This window comes from Kitasatospora sp. NPDC023176, from assembly GCF_055560495.1.
The window spans coordinates 39,438-60,971 of the sequence record NZ_JBVHIP010000007.1; the positions used below are offsets into that span (position 1 = coordinate 39,438).

The 21,534-nt window shown below is 72.3% G+C and carries 18 protein-coding genes and 2 tRNA genes; 5 read left to right on the forward strand and 15 right to left on the reverse strand.

The window, feature by feature from the left end; translation table 11 throughout:
- Positions 1-24: 24 nt before the first annotated feature.
- The 4 genes from ACZ3YL_RS12810 to ACZ3YL_RS12825 form a co-directional block, all read right to left on the reverse strand.
- Complete coding sequence (locus tag ACZ3YL_RS12810) at positions 25-612, reverse strand: 50S ribosomal protein L25/general stress protein Ctc (protein WP_188304813.1); 588 nt, start codon at positions 610-612, stop codon at positions 25-27.
- A 302-nt stretch (positions 613-914) separates the two neighbouring features.
- Positions 915-1,892, reverse strand: coding sequence for a ribose-phosphate diphosphokinase (locus ACZ3YL_RS12815; protein WP_188304814.1), 978 nt, complete (start codon positions 1,890-1,892; stop codon positions 915-917).
- A 202-nt stretch (positions 1,893-2,094) separates the two neighbouring features.
- Positions 2,095-3,549, reverse strand: coding sequence for a bifunctional UDP-N-acetylglucosamine diphosphorylase/glucosamine-1-phosphate N-acetyltransferase GlmU (gene glmU / locus ACZ3YL_RS12820; protein WP_188304815.1), 1,455 nt, complete (start codon positions 3,547-3,549; stop codon positions 2,095-2,097).
- A gap of 154 nt (positions 3,550-3,703) precedes the next feature.
- Positions 3,704-3,774, reverse strand: a tRNA-Gln gene (locus tag ACZ3YL_RS12825).
- 267 nt (positions 3,775-4,041) lie between these two features.
- On the opposite strand from ACZ3YL_RS12825, the gene ACZ3YL_RS12830 reads away from it, so the two are divergent.
- Positions 4,042-5,034, forward strand: coding sequence for an acyl-CoA desaturase (locus ACZ3YL_RS12830; RefSeq protein ID WP_188304816.1), 993 nt, complete (start codon positions 4,042-4,044; stop codon positions 5,032-5,034).
- Between the two features lie 230 nt (positions 5,035-5,264).
- Positions 5,265-5,867, forward strand: coding sequence for a TetR/AcrR family transcriptional regulator (locus tag ACZ3YL_RS12835; protein ID WP_465657327.1), 603 nt, complete (start codon positions 5,265-5,267; stop codon positions 5,865-5,867).
- Between the two features lie 77 nt (positions 5,868-5,944).
- On the opposite strand, the gene ACZ3YL_RS12840 is transcribed toward ACZ3YL_RS12835, so the two are convergent.
- Complete coding sequence (locus ACZ3YL_RS12840; RefSeq protein ID WP_465657045.1) at positions 5,945-6,781, reverse strand: methyltransferase domain-containing protein; 837 nt, start codon at positions 6,779-6,781, stop codon at positions 5,945-5,947.
- Between the two features lie 110 nt (positions 6,782-6,891).
- On the opposite strand from ACZ3YL_RS12840, the gene ACZ3YL_RS12845 reads away from it, so the two are divergent.
- A complete protein-coding gene (locus tag ACZ3YL_RS12845; RefSeq protein ID WP_188307908.1) occupies positions 6,892-7,389 on the forward strand; it encodes a MarR family winged helix-turn-helix transcriptional regulator in 498 nt (165 codons plus the stop codon).
- Positions 7,390-7,404: 15 nt separating this feature from the next.
- On the opposite strand, the gene ACZ3YL_RS12850 is transcribed toward ACZ3YL_RS12845, so the two are convergent.
- From ACZ3YL_RS12850 to ACZ3YL_RS12870, 5 genes are all read right to left on the reverse strand, one after another.
- Complete coding sequence (locus ACZ3YL_RS12850; RefSeq protein WP_465657047.1) at positions 7,405-8,397, reverse strand: LuxR C-terminal-related transcriptional regulator; 993 nt, start codon at positions 8,395-8,397, stop codon at positions 7,405-7,407.
- 296 nt (positions 8,398-8,693) lie between these two features.
- Positions 8,694-9,656, reverse strand: a complete 963-nt coding sequence (gene galE, locus ACZ3YL_RS12855; RefSeq protein WP_188306006.1) for a UDP-glucose 4-epimerase GalE — start codon at positions 9,654-9,656, stop codon at positions 8,694-8,696.
- Between the two features lie 214 nt (positions 9,657-9,870).
- Positions 9,871-10,539 (reverse strand): response regulator transcription factor, encoded by a 669-nt coding sequence (locus ACZ3YL_RS12860; protein WP_188306005.1) that lies wholly within the window; start codon positions 10,537-10,539, stop codon positions 9,871-9,873.
- 168 nt (positions 10,540-10,707) lie between these two features.
- A tRNA-Thr gene (locus ACZ3YL_RS12865) sits at positions 10,708-10,780 on the reverse strand.
- A 129-nt stretch (positions 10,781-10,909) separates the two neighbouring features.
- Positions 10,910-11,359 (reverse strand): winged helix-turn-helix transcriptional regulator, encoded by a 450-nt coding sequence (locus tag ACZ3YL_RS12870; protein WP_188306004.1) that lies wholly within the window; start codon positions 11,357-11,359, stop codon positions 10,910-10,912.
- A 168-nt stretch (positions 11,360-11,527) separates the two neighbouring features.
- Here ACZ3YL_RS12870 and ACZ3YL_RS12875 point away from each other — a divergent pair, with 168 nt between their 5' ends.
- Positions 11,528-12,124, forward strand: a complete 597-nt coding sequence (locus ACZ3YL_RS12875) for a flavodoxin family protein (RefSeq protein WP_465657051.1) — start codon at positions 11,528-11,530, stop codon at positions 12,122-12,124.
- 16 nt (positions 12,125-12,140) lie between these two features.
- Here the strand turns inward: ACZ3YL_RS12875 and ACZ3YL_RS12880 are convergent, their stop codons facing one another.
- From ACZ3YL_RS12880 to ACZ3YL_RS12895, 4 genes are all read right to left on the reverse strand, one after another.
- Positions 12,141-13,475 (reverse strand): MFS transporter, encoded by a 1,335-nt coding sequence (locus ACZ3YL_RS12880; protein ID WP_465657053.1) that lies wholly within the window; start codon positions 13,473-13,475, stop codon positions 12,141-12,143.
- A 130-nt stretch (positions 13,476-13,605) separates the two neighbouring features.
- Positions 13,606-14,733, reverse strand: a complete 1,128-nt coding sequence (locus ACZ3YL_RS12885; protein ID WP_465657055.1) for a S8 family serine peptidase — start codon at positions 14,731-14,733, stop codon at positions 13,606-13,608.
- Positions 14,734-14,985: 252 nt separating this feature from the next.
- Entirely contained in the window at positions 14,986-16,617 is a 1,632-nt protein-coding gene (locus ACZ3YL_RS12890) for a WXG100 family type VII secretion target (protein ID WP_465657057.1), read from the reverse strand.
- A 70-nt stretch (positions 16,618-16,687) separates the two neighbouring features.
- Entirely contained in the window at positions 16,688-17,263 is a 576-nt protein-coding gene (locus ACZ3YL_RS12895; RefSeq protein WP_465657059.1) for a hypothetical protein, read from the reverse strand.
- 322 nt (positions 17,264-17,585) lie between these two features.
- On the opposite strand from ACZ3YL_RS12895, the gene ACZ3YL_RS12900 reads away from it, so the two are divergent.
- Positions 17,586-19,448: an FUSC family protein gene (locus ACZ3YL_RS12900; protein WP_465657061.1), complete on the forward strand. Its 1,863-nt coding sequence runs from the start codon at positions 17,586-17,588 to the stop codon at positions 19,446-19,448.
- 143 nt (positions 19,449-19,591) lie between these two features.
- Here ACZ3YL_RS12900 and ACZ3YL_RS12905 read toward each other — a convergent pair whose 3' ends face one another.
- Entirely contained in the window at positions 19,592-21,409 is a 1,818-nt protein-coding gene (locus ACZ3YL_RS12905) for an ABC-F family ATP-binding cassette domain-containing protein (protein WP_188304275.1), read from the reverse strand.
- Between the last annotated feature and the right edge of the window lie 125 nt (positions 21,410-21,534).

Consider the following 21,534-nt stretch of genomic DNA (forward strand, 5'->3'; position numbering starts at 1 on the left):
GAAAAGCTCTCAGACGCGGGAGGCTCAGGCCTCGGCGCCCTCGGCCTCGGCGGCCTCGTCCTCGACCGGGGCGGCCTGGGCGGCGATGACCTGCAGCACGACGGCGTCGGCGTCGACGGCCAGGGTGGCGCCGGCCGGCAGCACGATGTCCTTGGCGAGGATGGAGGCGCCGGCCTCCAGGCCCTCGATCGAGACGGTGACGGCCTCGGGCAGGTGGGTGGCCTCGGCCTCGATCGGCAGGGCCTGGAGGACGTGCTCCAGCAGGTTGCCGCCGGCGGCCAGCTCGCCCTCGGTGTGGACCGGAACCTCGACGTTGACCTTCTCGCCGCGCTTGACCAGCAGCAGGTCGACGTGCTCGATGGTGCGCTTGATGGCCTCGCGCTGGACGGCCTTCGGCAGGACGTACTCGTCCTTGCCCTCGATCGGAACGACCAGCAGGGCGTTCGGGGTCTTGAGGGCCATCATCAGGTCGTGGCCGGGCAGGTTCAGGTGAACCGGGGCGTGGCCGTGGCCGTAGACGACACCGGGGACGAAGCCGGCACGGCGGGCGCGACGGGCGGCACCCTTGCCGAACTCGGAACGGGTCTCAGCGGCAAGGCGGATCTCGGACACGACTGCACTCCTCGTGAAGACTGGCGCGGGGGTGCAGGCAACGCGAAAAACCGCCGGGACCACACCCTCAGTACGTTCGGGGGTCACTCGGCGGCAACGGCCTCTGCCGACGGACGGGATCCGCCACCGGCAGCGCGTCGATCACGGTGCCGGTGTCCGTCGAGCGGGCACACGGCATCCCTCGCCGAGCAGTTTCACGAGTCTAACCGCACCGGCCCCCTCCCGCGAAATCGGCCCCCGTTGGCCGAACCGGCGGCGGCCCCGGACCGATGGTGGTCCGGGGCCGCCTGCGCGGGGCTTCGTCAGTGCACGCCCTCGAAGAGGCTGGTGACCGAGCCCTCCTCGAACACCTCGCGGATCGCGGCGGCGATCGACGGGGCGATGGACAGCGTGGTGATCTTGTCCAGCTGGAGCTCGGCCGGGGTGGGCAGCGTGTTGGTGAACACGAACTCGCTCACCCGCGAGTTCTTCAGCCGGTCCGCGGCCGGGCCGGAGAGCACGCCGTGGGTGGCGGCCACCACGACGTCCGCGGCGCCGTTCTCGAACAGCGCGTCGGCGGCGGCGCAGATCGTGCCGGCGGTGTCGATCATGTCGTCGACCAGGACGCACACCCGGTCCTTGACGTCACCGACGACGTCGGCCGACAGGATGGTGTTGGCCTGGGTGATGTCGCGGCGCTTGTGGATGATCGCCAGCGGGGCGTCCAGCCGGTCGCACCACTGGTCGGCGACCTTGACCCGGCCGGCGTCCGGCGAGACGACGGTCAGCTTGTCGCGGTCGACCTTCCCGCCGATGTAGTCGGCCAGCAGCGGCAGCGCGAACAGGTGGTCCACCGGGCCGTCGAAGAAGCCCTGGATCTGCGCGGTGTGCAGGTCGACGGCCATCAGGCGGTCGGCGCCGGCCTGGCGCAGCAGGTCGGCGACCAGGCGGGCCGAGATCGGCTCACGGCCGAGGTGCTTCTTGTCCTGGCGGGCGTACCCGTAGAACGGCAGGATCGCGGTGATGCTCTTGGCGGAGGCCCGCTTGAGAGCATCGATCATGATCAGCTGTTCCATGATCCACTGGTTGATGGGAGCCGTGTGGCTCTGCATCACGAAGCAGTCCGCGCCGCGCGCCGACTCCAGGAAACGGACGTAGATCTCGCCGTTGGCGAAGTCCAGGGCCTTGGTCGGGACCAGCTCGGTCCCCAGCGCCTCGGCAACCTCCCTCGCCAGCTCCGGGTGGGCACGGCCGGAGAAGAGCTTGAGCTTCTTCTCACCCGACGTCGTGATCCCGCTCACTGCACCGTCTCCTCGCGTTGCGGACGCTGATCCCCGTCCCCGAGGAGGGCAGGCGCAGCCCGCACTCACGGAGGATCGGGGAATTGTCGGTACGCCTGGACACGGGCGGTAAGCCCAGTGGCGCACGTATGTCCCCCAGGTTACGCGCCCGCGCAGAAACCGTCCGCCCCGGGGACCGGCCGACCGGCCCCCGGCGGGCCCGTCAGGCCTCCGCGGCGCCGTCCGTCGCGGCCTTGGCGGCCTGCGCGGACACGGTTCCGGGGCGCTTGCGCTCGACCCAGCCCTCGATGTTGCGCTGCTGCGCGCGGTTCACGCCGAGTGCGCCGGGCGGGACGTCGGTGGTGATGACCGAGCCCGCGCCGGTGTACGCGCCGTCACCGACGGTGACCGGGGCGATGAACATGTTGTCCGAACCGGTGCGGCAGTGCGCGCCGATGACCGTGCGGTGCTTGTTGACCCCGTCGTAGTTCACGGTGACCGAGGCCGCGCCCACGTTGGTGCCCTCGCCGATGGTGGCGTCGCCGATGTAGGAGAGGTGCGGCACCTTGGCGCCCTCGCCCAGCTCGGAGTTCTTGATCTCGACGTAGGTGCCGACCTTCGCCTTGCGGGCCAGCTTCGCCCCCGGCCGCAGGTAGGCGTACGGGCCGGTGGCGGCCAGCTCGCCGATCTCGGCGCGGTCGGCCGTGGTGTTGCTCACACGGGCGCCGGCGCCGACCAGGGTGTCCTTGAGGGTGGAGTTCGGGCCGACCTCGCAGTCCTCGCCGAGGTGGGTGGCGCCCTGCAGCTGGGTGTTCGGCAGCACGACGGCGTCCGGCTCGTACGTCACCTGGACGTCGATCCAGGTGGTCGCCGGGTCGACCACGGTGACGCCCGCGCGCATCGCCCGCTCCAGCAGACGGTCGTTCAGCAGCCGACGGGCCTGCGCCAGCTGGACCCGGTCGTTGATGCCCAGGATGTCCCGGTGGTCCTCGGCGACCACGGCGCCGACCCGGTGCCCGGACTTGCGCAGGATCTCCAGGGTGTCGGTCAGGTACTCCTCGCCCTGCGAGTTGTCCGTGGTGAGCTCGGCCAGCGCCTCGGCGAGTAGCTTGGCGTCGAAGGCGAAGACGCCCGAGTTGATCTCGGCGATCGCGCGCTGGGTGTCGGTGGCGTCCCGCTCCTCGACGATCGCGGCGACGGTGCCGTCCTCGTCGCGCAGGATCCGGCCGTAGCCGAAGGGCGCGGGGACGACGGCGGTGAGCACGGTGACGCCGTTCTGCTGGGCCTCGTGCGAGCGCGCCAGCCGGCGCAGGGTGTCCCCGGTCAGCAGCGGCGAGTCGCCGGCGGTGACGATCACCGTGCCGTCCAGCGTCACGCCGTCGGCGGCCAGCGCCTCCAGCGCGGTGCGCACCGCGTGACCGGTGCCGTTCTGCTGCTCCTGCACCACCGGACGGGCGGCCGGGTAGTGCGCCGCCAGGTGCTCCTCGACCTGCTCGCGCTGGTGGCCGACCACCACGACGAGCTGGCCGGGCGTCAGTTCTCCGGCCGCCGAAACCGCGTGACCCACCAGCGAGCGCCCGCACACCTCGTGCAGCACCTTGGGCAGCTTGTTCGACTTCATCCGGGTCCCGCCACCGGCGGCGAGCACGACAACGGCGGCAAGCGAATTGGCACCCATGCGGGAAGGCTCCTCAGTAGGTTCACAGAGAGGGCAGAGCAGGCCAGAACGTGGATCCGCACATGTGCTCTGGCAGTTCGAGGATAGTGCGAGCCCGCCGGCCGAAACGCCAGAAGCCCGGCTCGCGCATGCCTGCCCGCGACCGTACTCAGTGCTCCCGGAGGAGGATTCGAACCCCCATAAGCTGGACCAAAACCAGCTGTCCTGCCCTTAGACGATCCGGGACCGGAGCTCCCGCCGCCGGAGGGCCGACGGCGCGCTGGGGCAAGACTACGGGGTAGCGCGCTTCACATCTACCACCTGTGCCGACCGTCCCGGTCCGCCGGATCCCCTCACCGACGGGCCCCGGGGTTCATCCATCCAGTCGGGTGAATTCACTCAAGCGCCGCGCGCCGGTGTGTTCCCCCGGACACGGAGCGCAACCTACGATTCCGTAGGTTACGCCAACGTAGGTTCCGCTGTCCCGTTCCGGGACGCCGCGAAGGGACGCCCATGACCATCCAGGCCGACGAGGCGCGCTCGGGAGCCGCCGAACTCCCCGATCCCTCCTCCGACCCCTCCGCCGACGCCGCGACCCGGCTGTCCGCCACCCGCGGCGGGGAGGAGCAGGGTCTCGCCGAGCGGGTCGCGCTCGCCCTGTTCATCCTCGTCCCGTTCACCGCGCTGCTCGCCGCCGTACCGGTGGCCTGGGGGTGGGGCCTCGGCTGGACGGACGTGGCGGTCACCGTCGCCATGTACTTCCTCACCTGTCACGGCATCACCGTCGGCTACCACCGCTACTTCACCCACGGCGCCTTCAAGGCCCCCCGCCCGATGCGGCTGGCGCTGGCCGTCGTCGGCAGCCTCGCGGTCGAGGGCCCGCTGGTGCGCTGGGTCGCCGACCACCGCAAGCACCACCGGTTCAGCGACAAGGACGGCGACCCGCACTCGCCCTGGCGCTACGGGGAGAGCGTCCCGGCCCTGATCAAGGGCCTGTGGTGGGCCCACATGGGCTGGATGTTCGACGAGGAGCAGACCTCCCAGCTCAAGTACGCCCCGGACCTGGTCGGCGACCCGACGCTGCGGCGGATCTCCCGGCTGTTCTGGCTCTGGACCACCATCTCGCTGCTGCTGCCCGCACTGGTCGGCGGCCTGGTGAGCCTGTCGTGGGAGGGCGCGCTGTCCGCCTTCTTCTGGGGCTCGCTGGTCCGGGTGGCGCTGCTGCACCACGTCACCTGGTCGATCAACTCGATCTGCCACGCCGTCGGCCGGCGCCCGTTCCGCTCCCGGGACCGCTCCGGCAACGTCTGGTGGCTCGCGGTGCTCTCCTGCGGCGAGTCCTGGCACAACCTGCACCACGCCGACCCGACCGCGGCCCGGCACGGGGTGCTGCGCGGGCAGATCGACTCCTCGGCCCGGCTGATCCGCTGGTTCGAGCTGGCCGGCTGGGTCCGGGACGTCCGCTGGCCGGACGCGGAGCGGATCGCCGCCCGCCGCGCCGCATGAGGCGGCGCTTCCAGCATGATGTAGGGGTGAACGGGAGCAGCGCAGACAGCACAGGCGGTCACCACAGCCCGCGGACGGACGCGGCGCCCGGAACGGCGCCGACCCGTCCGCGGGCCACTGCGGAGCCGGGCGCGGCCCCCCTCGGCGGTGCCCCCGGCGGTGCGGCCCGCCGGGGCGCCGACGGCTCCGCGACCGCGCCGGCCCCGCGCCGCCGGGCCGGCCGGGTCCGGATGACCGGCAAGCAGCGCCGGGAGCAGCTGCTGGAGATCGGCCGGACGGTCTTCGCCGAGCGCGGCTACGACGGCACCTCGGTGGAGGAGATCGCCGAGCGCGCCGGAGTGTCCAAGCCCGTGGTGTACGAGCACTTCGGGGGCAAGGAGGGGCTGTACGCGGTGGTGGTGGACCGCGAGATGCAGCTGCTGCTGGACATGGTGACGGGGGCGCTCACCGGCGGGCACTCGCGCGAGCTGCTGGAGCAGGCGGCGTTCGCGCTGATGGACTACATCGACACCTCGACGGACGGCTTCCGGATCCTGGTCCGGGACTCCCCGGTGGCCCAGTCGACCGGCACCTTCGCCTCGCTGATCAGCGACATCGCGACCCAGGTCGAGGACATCCTGGGCCTGGAGTTCAAGTCCCGGGGCTTCGACGCCCGGCTGGCCCCGATGTACTCGCAGATGCTGGTCGGGATGGTCGCGCTGACCGGCCAGTGGTGGCTGGAGGTCCGCAAGCCGGACAAGGCGACGGTCGCGGCGCACCTGGTGAACCTGGCCTGGCACGGGCTGGAGGGCCTGGAGCGGCACCCGAGGCTGGTCGGCGACCGCCACGCCTGACCGCCCCGGTGCCGTCCGACCCCACCTGCCGCCCGGCCAAGGTCCACCGCCTGCCCCGCCTACCCGCCCGGTCCGGTCTACCGCTTGACCCCGACGGCGAAGATCCGCCGGAACGGGAAGACCGTCCCGTGCGGCCCGGCCGGGTAGGCCTCGCGCAGCAGCCGCCCGTACTCGGCGAGGAAGACCGCCCGCTCGGCCGGATCGGTGAGCCGCCCGAGGACGGGGCGCAGCGCGGTGCCCTTGACCCACTCCAGCACCGGGTCGGGCCCGGACAGCAGCGTGCTGTAGGTGGTCTCCCAGACGTCGACGGCGCAGCCGGCCCCGGCCAGGGCGTCCAGGTACCGCTCCGGCCGGTGGACGCCGCTCCGTACGGCGTCGGTGCCCAGGGCGTCGCGCCAGCGGGGGCTGCGGCGCAGGTCGGCGAGCAGGGTGTGGCTGGGGGCCTCGAAGTTGCCGGGCACCTGGAAGGCGAGCACCCCGCCGGGCTTGAGGGCATCCGCCCAGCGCGGCAGCACCGCGAGGTGCCCGTCCACCCACTGGAGGGTCGCGTTGGAGGCGATCAGGTCGGGTGCGGCCGGGGCCGGGTCGTAGTCGCCGGCGTCGGCGAGCAGGTAGTCGGCGGTGGGCTCGCCCTCGGTGCGGGCGGCCGCCAGCATCGGGGCGGAGTTGTCGATGCCGGTGATCCGGGCCCGCGGCCAGCGCTCGCGCAGCACGGCGGTGGAGTTGCCGGGCCCGCAGCCGATGTCGAGGATCCTCGGGACGGCTTCGTGCGGCGGGGCTTCGTGCGGCGGGCTTTCGTTCGGCGGGCTTTCGTTCGGCAGGGCGGGGACGCGGGCGAGCAGGTCGCGCAGCGGGCGGGTGCGTTCGTCGGCGAAGCGCAGGTACTGCGCCGGGTCCCAGACGGGGCTGGTCATGGTTCACCTCGCAGGTATCTCGACATCAAGATATCTCCGAAAGCCTCGCTGGCACATTTCTCGATGTCAAGAGACTTCACATCGACACATCCACCGATACACTGATCGTCATGGAGGACGAGGTCGACAGGCTGGTCGCGGCGTGGCGCCGGGAGCGCCCCGACCTCGACGTGGAGCCGCTGGAGGTGCTCAGCCGGGTCAGCCGGCTCGCCCGTCACCTCGACCGCGCCCGGCGCACCGCCTTCGCCGAGCACGGCCTGGAGCCCTGGGAGTTCGACGTCCTGACCGCCCTGCGGCGGGCCGGCTCCCCGTACCAGCTCTCCCCCGGACAGCTGCTCACCCAGACCCTGGTCACCTCCGGCACCATGACCAACCGGATCGACCGCCTCACCGGCAAGGGCCTGGTCAAGCGGCTGCCCGACCCGGACGACCGGCGCGGCGTGCTCGTCCGGCTCACCGACGACGGCCGCGACCGCGCCGACCAGGCCCTGGCCGGCCTGCTGGCCCACGAACGCGAACTGCTGGCCCAGCTCAGCTCCGGCCAGCGGGGCGAACTCGCCGCCCTGCTGCGGCAGCTGGTCGCCCCCTTCGACAACATCCCGGGCTGAACCGGGCCTCCGCCGCTACGGCGCCGAGGCGATCGACGGCGGCACGGCCGGCTCCGCCGGACTGACCCCGGCCCGGCGGGCCACCGCGACGGCGGCCAGCGTGGAGTGCACCCCCAACTTCCCCAGCACGTTCTGCATGTGGGTGCGGACGGTGTGCGGCGACAGGTACAGCCGCTCCGCCACCGCCTGCCGGCCCAGACCCGCCACCATGCAGCGCAGGATCTGCTTCTCCCGCGGGGTCAGGGTGTCGACCAGCCGCTCGCTCTCGGTGCGGTCCCGGCGGGCGGTGGTGAGCTCCCGGATCACCCCGGTGAGCAGCGCGGGCGGCAGGTGCGTCTCGTCCCGCAGCACCCCCCGCACCACCGCGAGCAGCCGGGCCAGCGAACTCTCCTTCGCCACCCAGCCGGTGGCGCCCGCGTGCAGCGCCCGGGCCGCCCGGTGCGGGTCGTCGGCGGTGGCCAGCACCACCGCGCGCAGCCCCGGGTGGGCCCGGCGGAGCCGGCCGAGCAGGACGATCCCGTCCGGCGGCGGGGCGGCGGGTCTGAGCTGCTCGGCGCGGACCTGATCGGGGCGCAGCTGATCCGGGCGCAGCTGATCGGGGCGCGGCTGGTCCGCGCGTAATTGGTCGGTGCGCAGTTGGTCGGTGCGCAGTTGGTCCGTGCGCAGCTGGTCCGCCGGTCGGGCGGCGGCCCCGGGCGGTGCGGGCGCGGTGCCCGGCCGTCTCGGCGGCGCCACCGCCGCGGCCTGGCGGCGCCGGACCTCCTCGGCCGCCTCGGCCACGGGCCGCCCGCGCGGGCCCGGTCCGCCCGCCCCGGCGCCCAGGTCGGCGTCGATCAGCGCCACGTCGTAGGCCCGCCCCTCGGCGGCGGCCCGCTCCAGCGCCCGCTCGGCGGCGGCCGCGCTGCCGGCCGCGCCCACCTCCACGTCGGGCTCGGCGGCGAGGGCCGCGGCCAGCGCCTCGGCGAAGATCCGGTGATCGTCGACCACCAGGACCCGGATCCGCCCCATCGTCACTACCCCCTGCTCAGAGCGCCCGAGCCCGGGAGGCGGGGACCGGTACGGCGTCCGCGTTCCGGACCCGCCGCTCCGCCCGCCCACCGGTGGCCGGTGAAGCCGAAAGGGCGCCGGCCCCACCGGTACCGCACTCAGCGTACGGGCCGGGAAACGCCCCCGTGGCGGTTCGGTGAAGTTTCGTCAGAAGGTGTGCGAGTAGCCCGACTTGTCCGGTCGGGCCGGCCCCGGGGAATGCCGCAAGCGCTCCCGGAGCCGGCCCGGCCGACCGGCTCGTACCGGCCGTCGGCGGGTTACTTCCCGCTCTTCTCCAGGGCGAACTTCCAGGCGTCGGCGACGATCTCGTCCAGGTTCGGGCGGCGCGGCGTCCAGCCCAGCTCCTGGTGGGCGCGCTCAGCGGAGGCCACCAGCACCGCCGGGTCGCCGGCCCGGCGACCGGCGACCTGCACCGGGATCTCCCGGCCGGTGACCCGCTTGACCGACTCGATCACCTCGCGCACCGAGAAGCCGCTGCCGTTGCCCAGGTTGCAGATCAGGTGCTCACCCGGCTTGGCGGCGTCCAGCGCCAGCAGGTGCGCGTCGGCCAGGTCGGCGACGTGGATGTAGTCGCGGACACAGGTGCCGTCCGGGGTCGGGTAGTCGTCGCCGAACACCGCGATGTGCGGGCGCTGACCGAGCGCGGCCTGGAAGACCAGCGGGATCAGGTGCGACTCGGGGTCGTGGCGCTCGCCGTAGGCGCCGTACGCACCGGCCACGTTGAAGTAGCGCAGCGAGACGGCGGCCAGGCCGTGGGCGACGGCCTCGCTGGTGATCATGTGGTCCATGGCGAGCTTGCTGGCGCCGTAGGTGTTGGTCGGCGAGGTCCGGGCGGTCTCGGCGATCGGCACGACCTCCGGCTCGCCGTACACGGCGGCGGTGGAGGAGAACACGAGCTTGCGCACGCCCGCCGTACGCATCGCGGTGATCAGCTCCAGCGAGCCGGCCACGTTGTTGCGCCAGTACTTCTCCGGGTCCACGACCGACTCGCCGACCTGCGAGGAGGCGGCGAAGTGCAGCACGCCGTCGAAGGAGCCGTCCAGCACCCGGCCGGCCTCCTGGATCCGGCCCTCGACGAACTCGGCACCGGCCGGGACGCCCTCGCGGAAACCGGTGGAGAGGTCGTCCAGGACGGTCACCTGGTGACCCGCCTCCAGCAGGTGGGCAGCCACCACGCTGCCGACGTAGCCGGCGCCACCCGTGACCAGGTACTTACTCATGATGAGACCTCCAGCGGGCGATGGTCGCCCGCTCGGCGGCGCCATCGAGGGAATGCGGACGTACGACTCGGGTCAATTGTCCCTGCCCGGCGGGGTGCTCCGGACCACTCGGGCGGTCATCCGCACGCTTTCTCACCCACTCCTCAGGCGCCCGACCAGCCGTCCTCCGGCCATCCTCCGGCCGCCCGTCAACCGCCGTGCCGGGTCGCCGCGCTCAGCCGCCCGCCAGCCGCTCCAGCAGGCCGGTGCGCGCGGCCACCGCGGCCGCCTCCAGCCGGGTACGGGCACCGAGCTTCATCAGCACCCGCTGGACGTGGGTACGGGCGGTGCTCGCGGCGATCCGCATCCCGGCGGCGATCGCCGCGGTGTCCTCACCGTCCGCGATCCGGGCCAGCACCTGCACCTCACGGCGGGTCAGCAGCCGCAGCAGCCGGACCGCCTCGTCGTCCGGTTCGGCCACCGGGCGCAGCAGTTGGTCGAAGGCGCCGCGCAGCACGTCCACCGTCACCGCGGCCTCGCCCGCCCGGGCCCGTCCGATCGCCCGCTCGACCACCTCGATCCGCTCGTCGCTGGGCACGTAGCCCGCCGCCCCGGCCGCGAACGCGCAGGCCACACCGCGGAGTTCACCGACCGGCCCGAGCACGATCACCGCCACCTCGGGGCGTTCCCGGCGGATCCGGCGCAGCCCGTCGAAGGCGCCCGGCTCCCCCGGCGCGGCCACCCCCAGCAGACACACCTCGGGCCGCCGCCCAGCCACCAGGTCGGCGGCGACGCCGGCCGGCGAGCCGACCGCCAGCACCCGGTGGCCGCGCAGTTGCAGTGCGGTGGCCAGCGCCTCGGCCAGCAGCCGGTGGTCGTCGACAACCACGAGTCGAACGCCCATGACGCCCTCCCGGTCGGGGTCCGGCTCGCGCCCGCACCCCTCGGGCGGGCGGCCGATGACGCACCATCACAACGCATTCCGTACCCGACCCGCTAGGCCACCGCGTGGCGCCGGACCAGGTGCGAGAACGCGAAAGACCCCCGCCGTGAGGCGGGGGTCTTCCAGTTGAGCCCCCATGCGGAATCGAACCGCAGACCTTCTCCTTACCATGGAGACGCTCTACCGACTGAGCTATAGGGGCTTGCCGGGCTTGTTTGGCCGGGCCGGTCGAACAAGGAAGACATTACACGGCCGTCGGCCCGGAAGGGAAATCGGCTCCGTCCGCCCCTCGGCCGTCCACCTGCCCGCTCACCACCGGGGCCCGCAGACCCTAGACCCTCTCGGCGTGCGCCGCGTCGAACTCCTCGCGGGCCGCGAGCATCTGCGGGGCCCGCCGCTCCGTCCAGCGCCCGAGCGGAAGGACCAGCTCGGCCAGCTCCCGACCGAGCGGCCGCAGGTCGTAGACCACTCGCGGCGGCGTCTCCGGGAAGACCGTGCGGAGAACCAGGCCACTGCGCTCCAGGTTGCGCAGCGACTGGGTGAGCATCTTGCGACTGACCCCGCCGACCCCGCGCTGGAGTTCGGAGAAGCGCTGGGGGCCGCAGGTGAAGAGGCTCATCAGGATCAGCAGCGACCACTTGTCGGCGAGCTCGGCGAACAGCTCCCGACTGGGGCAGAGCCGGGCGAAGACGTCGCGTTCCTGCTCGCCACTCCCCCCCGCGCCGCACTCCCGCTCCCCGTGCCATCCGGCCCCGGCCTGGGCTGCTTCCTCCGTCGTCATGCCGCCCAGGGTAGACCTCTGGTCTCCGATCCGCACCTGGTCTCCACTGGAGACCTGGTCTATATTGGAGACCGTTCGACGGATCGGGCCGGTTCGAGCCCCCTCGGGGCTCCGCCGTGTCCGCCCGCGCCCGTCCCCCTGTTCCTCCGCCCGCACAGGAGTGCCCGCATGACCGTCATCCGCCCGACCGTCGCCCTCGCCTACCACTCCGGCTACGGCCACACCGCCATGATCGCCGAGGCCGTCGCCCGGGGCGCCGCCGCCGCGGGCGCCGAGGTCACCCTGATCGCCGTCGACACCATCACCGACGAGCAGTGGGCCCAGCTGGACGCCGCCGACGCGATCGTCTTCGGCTCCCCCACCTACATGGGCACCGCCTCCGGCGCCTTCCACGTCTTCGCCGAGGCCAGCAGCAAGCGCTGGTTCACCGACGCCTGGAAGGACAAGGTCGCGGCCGGCTTCACCAACTCCGCCTCCAAGAGCGGCGACAAGGCCAGCACCCTCGGCTTCTTCCAGACCCTCGCCGCCCAGCACGGCATGAACTGGGTCAACCTCGGCCTCAAGCCGGGCTGGAACGCCACCACCGCCTCCGAGAACGACCTCAACCGCCTCGGCTTCTTCAGCGGCGCCGCCGCCTCCTCCCCGTCCGACGCCGGCCCCGAGGCCGTCCACAAGGCCGACATCGCGACCGCCGAGCACCTCGGCGATCGCGTCGCCAGGCACACCGCCGTCGTGCTGGCCGGCCGCGCCGCCCTGGCCGGCTGAACCACCCTCCGTACGGCTACGCCGCCGGGTCCGCCCCCAGCACGGGCGCCCGGCGGCGTCCGCCGTCCACCACCCCCAACTCCGCGCCCGTGGTGTCCGGCAGCAGCCACAGGCAGCCCATCGCCACCACACCCAGCACCGCCAGGTACCAGCCGACCGGCTGCGCCGTCCCGTACGCCTCCGTCAGCCGGGTCGCCACCAGCGGCGTCGTCGCGCCGCCCACCACTCCGCCCAGGTTGTACGTCAACGCGGCACCCGTGTAGCGCACCCGGGTCGGGAACAGCTCCGGCAGGAACGCCGCCACCGGGCCCATCAGGCACCCCAGCGCCACCATCGCCCCGGCCAGCGCCAGGAACATCAACGGCCGGCGCACCGTCTCCAGCAACGGGAACAGCACCAGCGACCACCCCGCCACCAGCGCCGTCGCCCACCGCATCGTCCGCCGCCGGCCCCACCGGTCACTGCGCGAGGCACTCATCCACACCGTCACCGCACCACCCACCGCACCGACCAGCAGCATCGACAGCACCACCGTGCTCGCCACCCCCAAGTCGGAGGTCGCGTACGCCAGCGCGTACGTGGTGGTCAGGTAGAACAACGCGTACCCGACCGTGATCGCCCCACCGCCCGCCAGCACCGGCCGCCAGTGCTCACGCACCACCTCCACCACCGGCGGACGGTCCCGCCGCTCGTCCGCCCGGAACAACGGCGTCTCCGCCAGCCGCAACCGCACGAACAGCCCCACCGCCACCAGCGCCAGCGAGGCCACGAACGGCACCCGCCACCCCCACTCCCGGAACGACCCCTCGTCCAGCCCCAGTTGAAGCGCCAGGAACGCCCCGTTCGCCAACACGAACCCGCCCGACGGCCCCAACTGCAGGAACCCCCCGTACCGCCCCCGCCGCCCGGCCGGCGCGTTCTCCGCGATCAGCAGCGCCGCCCCACCCCACTCCCCGCCCAACCCCACGCCCTGGCACACCCGCAACACCACCAACAGCGCCGGCGACCACCACCCCCACACCGCGAACCCCGGCAACAACCCCACCGCCGCCGTCGCCGACCCCATCAACAGCAACGACACCACCAGCGTCGCCTTCCGGCCCACCCGGTCCCCGAAGTGCCCGAACACCACCGCCCCCAACGGCCGCGCCAGGAACGCCACCGCGTACACCGAGAACGCCGCCAACAACGCCCCCACCCGGCCCAGCCCGGGAAAGAACACCGGCCCGAACACCAGCGCCGCCGCCGTCCCGTACAGGAAGAAGTCGTAGAACTCGATCGCCGTCCCGATCAACGCCGCAGCCGCCGCCCGCCGCAACTGCCCTGCCCGCCAAGCACCCTCCGCATCCATACCACCCACCCTCGCCACCACCGGGCCGCCCCCACCAGCCCCCGCCCGAGTGACCCCGGCGCACACCACCGACCCCCGCGCCCACCAAAAAGCCCGGGCGCCGCCTCCACGACACCCGGGCCACCCCACCTCACATCCGACGCGCCCCCCGCCGCCGCCCCACGGCGAACACCACCCCAGCCACCACCACCAGCCCGGCCGCCACCCCACCCACGATCGGCAGCGTGCTGCTCGACCCGGACGACGCATCGGCCTTCGGCTGCGCCGGCGGTGCACCTACCGCTACGTCGCTCGGGCTTACGGCGGGACTCGACGCCGACGGGGCCGGAGCCTGCGCGCTGGCAGACGCGGACGGGCTCGCCGTAGGCACAGGATCCGTCACCGGAACCGGAGACACATCCGCCGGACCGGGATCCCCCGGATCCGTCAGCGCAATTCGCGGCCGCACGGCTCCGTATCCGACATCGTTATTGCGAGCGGACCCGTCAGTCGGCTTCCCTGCGGTATTGATGAGCACCCGGAGGATCTGATTCGCAGTCCAGTCCTTGTGCACCGACCAGACCAGCGCCGCCGACGCCGACACCAGGGCAGCCGCGTCAGATGTGCCATGGCTCTTGCAATACCCAGTATCGCCAGTACAAGCCGCGATGATATCCATGCCAGGTGCAGCAAGGACCACTTGCGGCCCTTGCTCGGATTCAGGAGTTGCGGTGGCATCGCGATCAACTGCCCCAACACCAACGACATTGGGCAGGCCACCTGGATAGGAGACGGGGTTTCCCGACTGCGCCTCGTTGCCAACACTTGCCACGACCAGGGATCCCTTTGCCCTAGCCTGGGCAACAATCCGCGTCAGCTTGTCGACATCCTCCGAAGCAAATCGGACCGCATCCAGGCCCTGCGAAATGTTGATGACCTTCACTCCCTGGTCGACCGCATAGTTCACAGCCTGGCCGACCTGGTCAAGGAAGTCAGTCGGAGAAATCGCCGACCCTGATCCATTATTGATCTTTAGGGGAAGGATCTTGACTCCTGGAGCCAGGCCATAGGCGCCAGTCCCCCCTTCACTCTTCCCGGTACCGGCGATCAGGCTCGATACCCCCGTACCGTGCCCGTCGGTGTAGGACCCTACGCCGCCGGAGCCGCCACTGAAGTCCTTTCCCGACAGGAACTGCCCCGCCAGGTCGGGATGGTCCAGCTTGAATCCACCGTCGATGACCGCAACCGTGATCCCCTGCCCCTTGGAGATCTTCCACATCTCCGGGGCGTGCATGGCGTCCAGATGCCACTGCTTCTCACGGATCGATCCATCGGCAGCGGCTGGCACCGCAATCGGGCCGGCTACGACTCCCGCTGCCAGGAGCACCGCAGCTGCAGCCCGCCAACGCGCTCGCGTGTTCGTCCGCCCCATCACCACTCCTCATCAGTCTCCCCGCAGACCGGGAAAGCGTGTCCGAACAGGTCTGCCCGGCCACTGGGCGAGCCCAGTGGCCGGGCAGACATTGCCGTCCTACTCAATCACGTCCGGGTTGCTGTCTGGCGTACCGCTGGTCCAGGTCTCCTCTTCCTCGTGGAGGTAGTCCGCGCGGTTACGGCGGTCGCGTTCCTTCCGGCTGCCGTGACCACCTGCACCTGGGGCCATCATGCCGTTCTGTCCGGACCGGCCACTGCCCTCGGCAGCTCCCGCCGCGGCCGCGCGGTTGCGCAGGCCCGTACCGCCCGGGGTGAACTCCCCACCGGCAGCGGGGCCCTTGCGGCCTCCGACCGTGCCGCCGGGAGTCGAGGTCAGGCCCCGGCCACGCGAGCCGGCACCGCCGACGACACCATGGCCGCCGCCCATGCCCGGGTGCATGCCACCCATGGGCGATCCCCCGACCCGGCCTCCGCCGGGCGCACCCTCACGGCCGAAGACCGTTCCGCTCGGGAGCCCCGGGGTACCGGCCTTGCCGGGAAGCGAGCCGCCGCTGAAAGGGCCGGTGCGGAGGGGAACCGAGCCACTGCCCTTGCCGGGAATGCTGCCGATGCCCTTGGTCGGGACGGAACCGCCACCGGTGCCGACCGGGAAGCCGGAGATCGGGCCGCTGCCGGGCAGCCCGGGCAGCCCTCCTCGGCCGTCGGGACCGCCCGGGTAGCCGGGAGTCCCGCCCGGACCGCTCGGCAGCGTTGGACCGCTCCCGGGCACGCCCGTGGTGGTCTGGTCCGGCACGGTCGGAATGCTGTCCAGGCCGGTACCCGGGCGGGTGACCGGGTCCGTGGGGTGGGACGGTGGGGTCGTGGCGCCCGGGTCCTGCGGCGGGGGTGGCAGCTGACCGCCACCGTACGGCGGAGTCTGGCCGGGGTGGGTCGGGTTGGAAGGATCCTGCCAACCCGCCGAGGGGTCGCGGGGCCTCATGGTGGCGCCGTCATAGGAACCCGTGGACGGGTTGTACCTTCCGCCGCTGCTACTGCCCACCGTGCGAGGAGCACGCACGGACCCACCGTAGCTGCCGCTGGTGCTCCCCCCGTCGCGGGAGATATCCGTGGAATCGTACTGGTTCGCCCCAGGCGTCCCCGGCAGCACCACGTTGTCGCCGAGCCCGTTCAGCGTCGTCGTCGCCGCGGCGTAGGCCTCCCCCAGCTTCTCCATCTGCCGAATGGCTTCCTGGTGCGCGTCGTAGAGCTCCTTCGTTCCAGCCATGGCCTGCGTCTCGGAGACCCAGTTCGGGTTCTTGCGCTTCATGGCCGCGTCGATCTCCGCCGTGGACGGACCGTTCGGGTTCCAGCCGACGGTGTTCAGCTGCCTGACCACGTCGGGGTCGGGAGCCGGCTGCGTCTTCCGCCCGTTCACCCAGCTGAGGGCCTCCGTCGGCACCTTGGGCATCGCGGCCTTGGCGGTGCTGAGCGCCTCACCGGCCTGGTTCATGGCGTCGCCCGCACCCACCGAGTAGGTACCCAGCGTCTCGGCGGACTGCTGCAGGTTCCCGGCCCACGTCTTGAAGTTCTCCGCGGCCTGGCCTTCCCAGGTGACCTTGGAGAGGTGCGACTTGAGAGCCTCGCTCAACTCTTTCAGGACCCCGCCAGCCTGCTGCAGCTTCGCGGCGCGACTCAGGACCGTCGCGGGGTCGGTTCCCCCGACCATGTCCGCGAGGACCTGGTGCTCCATGCCTTCGAACTTCGACTGGACTGCCACTATCTTCTCCCCGTTCCCCGTGAACCGTGTCCGTCGACCGCCGTCAGAAGCCCTGACCGCCGGTCCGCTTCGACCCCGGGCCGTTCGTCCCGGTCACACCCGCACTCTTCGCGACCGCGTTCTGGTCGGCTGTCGCGTTGCTCTCGTTAGTCGAGTAGTTGTGGGCCGTCGACGTGACCGCGGTTTGCATCGCCTTGATCTGCGACGTGAAGTCCTTGTGCAGCTTGACGAGCTGGGTGTGGACCTTCTCGTAGGTCGAGGACAGCGCGACTGCTTCCACGAACTGGTGCGGCTGGCCCCCGCTGACGAAACTCTGCTGGGACACCTTCTGCGCCTCGAGCTTGTACGGCGCGGCCTCCGAACCCTCCATCGCCGCGAGCAGGGCCTCGACCTTCTTCGCGAACGCGGTGAGAGTGTCGATCTCGACCTGGACGTCCTTCTTCCCGAAGGCCGCCACCAGGTCACTGGCGCTCACGTTCGCCTGCACGGTACTGACGACGGGGGCGAGTTTGATCCCACCCCAAGGCAGCGGGATCGTCGGCCCGTTCAGCATGAACGGCGTCGAGTCCGGCGAAGCCGCCGGGCCTGTCCCCGCGGCCGGCGTACTCGGATCCGTCACAGCAATCCACCTCTCCCCCGTACGGCCGGCTCGCCCCGGGCGTCTCCCGGGCCCGCCGTGCCGCAACACACCGTCAACTTCTGCTTCTTACCGTCCTGGTCGGTTGGACCGCCCGCCCTGTGGGCGGTCTCCGCCTCTGTCATCGTAGCCACCGCCTCTGTCGGCCGGGCAGGGCCCTTGGGCCGCCCGGGCTCGATCGGTACGAACTTGACACGTACGGTCCGTGCCCGGGGCCGCTGGGTAGACTGACCCGGTACGCCCCATCTGCCGCGCAATGTCGCACAGCAGCGACTCGTGGCCGCAGAACGGACGTGAGCGAGACATGTCGACCCCTACCCCGTGGTGGGCCCGTGCCGTGCGGCCGGTGAGGCCGCCGGTGCCGGTGGTGTTGATGGTGCGGGCGGCGGTGGGCATGGTGGTGCCGTTGGCGCTGGGGTTGTGGGCGCACCGGTTGGGTCTGGGGGTGTTCGCCGGGCTGGGGGCGATGCACGCGACGATGAACGACCGGGTGGAGCCCGGGCGGTTGCGGGCGGTCCGGATCGGGTCGGCGGTGGCGGCTTCGGCGTTGGGGATGCTGGTCGGTACGGCGTTGCAGCACGCTCATGCGGGCGTGGTGGTGCTGGGTGTGGGGTTGACGCTGACGGCTTTCGTCTCGGGGGCGTTGAGCGCGACGGGCCCGCGGGGGTCGGCGGCCGGGATGCTGTTGCTGGTGTCGGCGGCGTTGGGCAGTGGGATGCCGCTGCCGGGGCCGTGGTGGGCGGCGGCGCCGATGATGCTGGTGGGGGCCGGGTTCGTCGTGCTGCTGGGTCTGCCCGCTCGGGCGGGTGATCCGGGCCGCCGGGCGTTGGCCGCCGGGTACGAGGCGCTCGGCCGTACCCTCGACGATCTGGGTACCGCGCGGGGTGCGGAGTCCCGCCGGGTGCTGACGGCCCGCCTGAACCAGTTGCAGGACGTACTCCCCGAGCACGGCCGGACGGCCCTGCGCCCGATGTACGAGGCGGCCCTGGCCGCCACCGAGGCCGCGACCGGTCTGCTGTGGGCCCGGCGCCCGGTGCCGCCGGAGGTGGCCGAGGTTCCGAGGCGGCTGGCGCGGGCCGTGCGGCAGGGCGGCGGCGAGGTGACGGTGCCCGACTGGCGGCCGGACACGCCCGCCCGCCAGGCGCTGGACGTGGCGTTGCGCGCCGCCGCCGACGCCGTCGCGGGCCGTCCGACCCGCATCGGCACCGCCCCCGCGCCCCCGCCCGATCCGTGGCGGCTCCGGGCGGGCCTGCTGTCCGGTCCGTCGGTCCGGTACGGCCTGCGGGTCGCGCTGTGCATCGCGGTGGGGTCGGCCGTCACCGCCAACTACCCGCTCAGCAAGAGCTACTGGGTGCCGATGACGATCGCGTTCGTGCTGAAGCCGGATCTGGGTTCGGTGTTCCTGCGTGCGGTGAGCCGTGCGGTCGGCACGGTGCTGGGTGTGGTGGTGACGGCGGCGCTGCTGTCGTTGACCACCCAGGAGTGGGCGCTGACGGCGATGGCGGCGGGCTGTGTGGCCCTGCTGCCGTATGCGACGGCGGCGCACTACGGACTGAACACGGTGGTGATGACGCCGATGGCGCTGGTGCTGCTGCAGTTGGGCGGGCAGAGCAGCGCGGCCGAGTTCTGGCCGCGGGTGCTGGATTCGGTGCTGGCCAGCGTGATCGTGCTGGTCTTCGGCTACCTGCTGTGGCCGGAGCGCCCGCGCCACCGGATCGAGCCCCGGCTGGTCGCCGCGACGACCGCCCTGCGCGCCTACCTCGACGCCGTCACCGACCACCGCCCCGGCCACCACCCCGCCCAGGTGTGGCTGCGCCGTACGGCCTACCGGTCGCTGGCGGACGCCCGGCACGAGGTGCAGCGGAGCCTGGCCGAGCCGCCGCCCACCGGTCGGCTGGCCGAGCGGTGGCTGCCGGCCACGGCGGCGCTGGAGCGGCTCGGCGGGGCGGTGGCGGCGTTCGCCGCGCAGGTCCGGTACGGCGGCCGGGTGCCCGATCCGGCGGAGGCGGACCGGGTCCGCCGGGCGCTGGACGAGCTGACGGCCGCCGCCCGGGAGCACCGTCCGCCGACCGGGGCGTCGGCCCGGCCGAGCGCGCCGCACGACCCGGCGCTCAGCGCGCTGGGCCGCGCGGCGGACGAGCTCGAACTCCTGCTCAGGACTCCGTAGCCTCGAACCCCTGCCCGGAACGCCGCAGCCCCGAACCCCTGCCCGGGACTCCGCAGCCTCGCACTCCCATCTACAGGACTCCGCCGCCCCGCACTCCCGCCCAGGAATCCCCAGCCCCGAACTCCCGCTCAGGCAGGCCGGGTTCAGACCTGCTCGGCCAGCTCCAGCCAGCTCATCTCCAGCTCCTCCTTCTCCTCCCGGACGGCCCGCAGCTGCCCGTCCAGTTCGGCGACCTTGGAGAAGTCGGCGGCGTGCTCGGCGAGTTGGGCGTGCAGCTTGGACTCCTTCTGGTCCAGCTTGGCGATCTGCCGCTCGATCTTCTGCATCTCCTTCTTCGCCGCCCGCAGGTCCCCGCCGGACAGCCCGGAAGCAGCGGCGTCCTCAACTGCCGGAGCGACGGCGGGAGTGGCGGGAGTCGCCGCGGCCGCCATCCGCGCCCGCCGCTCCAGGTACTCGTCCACGCCGCCGGGCAGCATCCGCATCTTCTTGTCGCCGAGCAGCGCGTGGACGACGTCCGTGGTGCGCTCGATGAAGAACCGGTCGTGGCTGATGACGACCATCGAGCCGGGCCAGCCGTCGAGCAGGTCCTCCAGCTGGTTGAGGGTCTCGATGTCCAGGTCGTTGGTCGGCTCGTCGAGGAACAGCACGTTGGGCTCGTCCATCAGCAGCCGCAGCAGCTGGAGCCGGCGCCGCTCGCCGCCGGAGAGGTCGCCGACGGGCGTCCACTGCTTGTCCTTGCCGAAGCCGAACTGCTCGCACAGCTGCCCGGCGCTCATCTCGCGGCCCTTGCCGAGGTCGACCCGCGAGCGGACCTGCTCGACGGCCTGCAGCACCCGGATCTCCGGTTCCAGTTCGGCGACCTCCTGGGACAGGTAGGCCAGTCGTACGGTCTTGCCGACCTTGATCACGCCCGAGTCGGGCTGGACGTCGCCCTCGCTGGCGTAGGCGTCGCGCATGGCGCGCAGCAGCGAGGTCTTGCCGGCGCCGTTGACGCCGAGCAGGCCGATCCGGTCGCCGGGGCCGAGCTGCCAGGTGAGGTTCTCCAGCAGCAGCTTGGGGCCGGCCTTGACGGTGACGTTCTCCAGGTCGAAGACGGTCTTGCCGAGCCGGGCGTTGGCGAAGTTCATCAGTTCGCTCTTGTCCCGGGGGTCCGGCACGTCGGCGATCAGGGCGTTGGCGGCCTCGATCCGGTAGCGCGGCTTGGAGGTGCGGGCGGGGGCGCCGCGGCGCAGCCAGGCGAGCTCCTTGCGGGCGAGGTTCTGGCGCTTCTGCTCCTCGACGGCCTCGATCCGGGAGCGCTCGGCGCGGGCGAAGACGTAGTCGGAGTAGCCGCCCTCGTACTCGTGCACCTCGCCGTGCTGGACGTCCCACATCCGGGTGCAGACCTGGTCGAGGAACCACCGGTCGTGGGTGACGCAGACCAGTGCGGAGCGGCGCTTCTGGAGGTGCTGGGCGAGCCAGTTGATGCCCTCGACGTCGAGGTGGTTGGTGGGCTCGTCGAGGATGATCAGCTCGGGGGAGCCGAGCAGCAGCTTGGCGAGGGCGATCCGGCGGCGCTCGCCGCCGGAGAGCGGGCCGATGACGGTGTCCAGGCCGTCGGCGAAGCCGGGCAGGTCGAGGCCGCCGAAGAGGCCTTCGATGATGTCACGGATCCGGGCGTCGCCGAGCCACTCGTGGTCGGCGCGGTCGGCGATGACCTCGTGCCGGATGGTGGCCTCGGGGTCGAGCGAGTCGTGCTGGGTGAGGACGGCCGGTTCGAGGCTGCCGCTCCAGGTGATCCGGCCGCCGTCGGGTTCCTCCAGCTTGGCGAGCATCCGGATCAGGGTGGTCTTGCCGTCGCCGTTGCGGCCGACGACGCCGATCCGGTCGCCCTCGCTCACGCCCAGGCTCACCGCGTCCAGCAGGGTGCGGGTGCCGTAGACCTTCGTGACGGACTCGATGGTGGCGAGGTTGACGGCCACGTGTGCTGCGCTCCTGGGTTCGGCGGTCGGGGCGGGCCCAGCCCGCCCCTCTCTCGGGGACGCCCCGATCACCCCAGCCTAATGGGCGGGCCGAAGCGGCTTCACCGCCTCGACCCGCCGCCGAG